The organism is Microvirga sp. HBU67558 (genome assembly GCF_018069605.1).
Taxonomy (GTDB): Bacteria; Pseudomonadota; Alphaproteobacteria; order Rhizobiales; family Beijerinckiaceae; genus Microvirga; species Microvirga terrae.
Genome location: NZ_JAGPUP010000355.1, coordinates 1 through 2,583, shown reverse-complemented (window position 1 = coordinate 2,583; position 2,583 = coordinate 1). Strand labels below are relative to the sequence as shown.

2 protein-coding genes and 1 pseudogene are annotated in these 2,583 nt (G+C 66.7%); all 3 read right to left on the bottom strand.

Annotated elements, in window-relative coordinates; translation table 11 throughout:
* Positions 1–1,664, bottom strand: a 1,664-nt coding sequence (gene scpA, locus KBI52_RS01810) for a methylmalonyl-CoA mutase (protein ID WP_210804933.1), incomplete at its 3' end; no start/stop codon positions are given.
* 114 nt (positions 1,665–1,778) lie between these two features.
* Complete coding sequence (locus tag KBI52_RS01805; protein ID WP_210804931.1) at positions 1,779–2,147, bottom strand: hypothetical protein; 369 nt, start codon at positions 2,145–2,147, stop codon at positions 1,779–1,781.
* A 107-nt stretch (positions 2,148–2,254) separates the two neighbouring features.
* A pseudogene (locus KBI52_RS01800) lies at positions 2,255–2,583 on the bottom strand (methylmalonyl-CoA mutase); the annotation flags it as partial.

Sequence of the window (2,583 nt, the reverse complement as noted above, 5' to 3'; positions counted from 1 at the left end):
TAAACGCCCGAGATCGCCTTGATCTCGGCGCGGTGACGGCCCCAGACCTTCTCCAGCGCGTCGGAAATCTCGCCCACCGTGGCCTTGGCCCGCGCCGCCTTCACGGCGAGGTCGAGCAGATTGCCCTCGCCGGACGCCGCGACCGTGGAGAGGGCGGACAACGCCGCGTCCACGTCGGCCTGGCTGCGCTCGGCCTTCAGGCGCTTCAGCTTGTCGATCTGGCTCGCCCGCACGGCCGCGTTGTCGACCTTGAGAATGTCGATGGCGGCTTCGTCCGCGGTGCGGAAGGCGTTCACGCCGATGATCTTCTGGTGGCCGGAATCGATCCGCGCCTGCGTGCGCGCCGCCGCTTCCTCGATCTTCAGCTTCGGGATTCCCGCCTCGATGGCCTTCGCCATGCCGCCGAGTTCCTCGACTTCCCGGATATGCGCCCAGGCCTTCTGCGCCAGCTCGTGGGTCAGGCGCTCGACGTAATAGGAGCCGCCCCACGGGTCGATGATGCGGGTCGTGCCGCTCTCCTGCTGCAGGAACAGCTGCGTGTTGCGCGCGATGCGGGCCGAAAAGTCGGTCGGGAGCGCCAGCGCCTCGTCCAGCGCGTTGGTGTGCAGCGACTGGGTATGGCCCTGAGTGGCCGCCATGGCCTCGATGCAGGTGCGGGTGACGTTGTTGAACACGTCCTGCGCGGTCAGCGACCAGCCCGAGGTTTGCGAATGCGTTCGCAGCGGCAGCGACTTGTCGTTCTGCGGGTCGAAGCCCTTCACGAGCTTGGCCCAGATCAGGCGCGCGGCGCGCATCTTGGCGACTTCCATGAAGAAGTTCATGCCCACCGCCCAGAAGAACGAAAGGCGCGGTGCGAACTGATCGATGGTCAGGCCCGCGGCGATGCCGGCGCGGATGTATTCGACGCCGTCGGCGAGCGTGTAGGCGAGCTCGAGATCCTGCGTCGCGCCGGCTTCCTGCATGTGGTAGCCGGAGATCGAGATCGAGTTGAACTTCGGCATGTTCGCCGAGGTATAGGCGAAGATGTCCGAGATGATGCGCATCGACCCTTTCGGCGGGTAGATGTAGGTGTTGCGCACCATGAACTCTTTCAGGATGTCGTTCTGGATCGTGCCCGAGAGTTTTTGGGGCGGCACGCCCTGTTCCTCGGCCGCCACGATGTAGAGCGCCAGAACGGGGAGCACCGCGCCGTTCATCGTCATCGACACGCTCATCCGGTCGAGCGGGATGCCGGCGAACAGCGTGCGCATGTCGTAGATCGAATCGATGGCGACACCCGCCATGCCCACATCGCCGGCCACGCGCGGATGGTCGGAATCGTATCCACGGTGGGTCGCCAGATCGAAGGCCACCGACAGGCCCTTCTGGCCGGCCGCCAGGTTGCGTCGGTAGAAGGCGTTGGAATCCTCGGCCGTGGAGAACCCGGCGTATTGGCGCACGGTCCACGGCTGGTTCACGTACATGGTCGGGTAGGGGCCGCGCAGGAACGGCGCGATGCCCGGCCAGGTGTCGAGGAAGTCCAGCCCGGCGCGATCCTCAGGCCCATAGGCTCCCTTGACCGCGATGCCCTCGGGCGTCAGCCAGGGCTCGGTGCCGGGCTGGGAGGAGGGCGCCAGGGGAGCGGCGGAGAAGGCGACGCTCGAGAAGTCCGGGATGCTGGTCATGGCCTTGAAACGGGTACCCTTGACGAATGAAACACGGTGATGGGCGTCATTTTAGGGCATCCGGCACAGGGATGCTATCGGCGCATGGTCGGAGACGGGACCGGCGGAGGAACGTCACCCCCGCTTCTCCGCGTTCCAATAGCCCGAGCAGACCCGTCCACCCGAGGTCGACCACGTGCCGCGGCCCGTATTGCCCGACAGACGGCCGGACACGTTGGCCCGGTCCTGGCCGCGCGAGATGCTGGCCGAGACCGAGCCGTTCGGCTGGACCTGGCCGTTCACGTTGAAGTTCTCCGGTCCGCCGTAACGGGCCCGGCCGTTCTGGACGACCACCGCATAGCGGTAGGCCCGGTCGCAGGCGCCTTTTTCCGTCACGACCTCCACGCTCCAGTTGCCGTCGAACCGGTTGGCCTGTGCGTGGGCCGCGGGAGCGAGGGCAAGGGCGGACAAGGCCGCCGCGCCGAGCCAGGACATCACACGCATGGAACGCTCCACAGCAAGAAGGAATGGGCTGAACCAACGTGAGGCTTTTCAGCGGGTTCCGGCCTGGGGTTTCAGCTTTGCGTGAGGTCAGGAAACGTCCCGCCGCGTCAGGCGCCGGCCTCGTCGAGAGCCTGGCCCAGGATCGTGAGAGCATCGCACCCGGCGAAGATGAAGGTGGTCATCCCGGCCCGGGTCCAGGCATCCTCCCGCTCGCCCGGTCGTCCCGCCAGAGCCACGAGGGTCGATCCTGCGGCGCGCAGAGCTTCGGCCGCCGCGGCGGCATGTTGCTCGTAGATCTCGTCCGTCGAGCAGATGCAGGACAGCCGGGCTCCGCTTTGCGCGAAGGCGTGCCGGAGCCTGTCGTTGTCGGAGAAGCCGTCGTTCGTGACGGCTTCGATGCCGCCGGCCTCGAAGAAATTCTTGGCGAAGGTCGCCC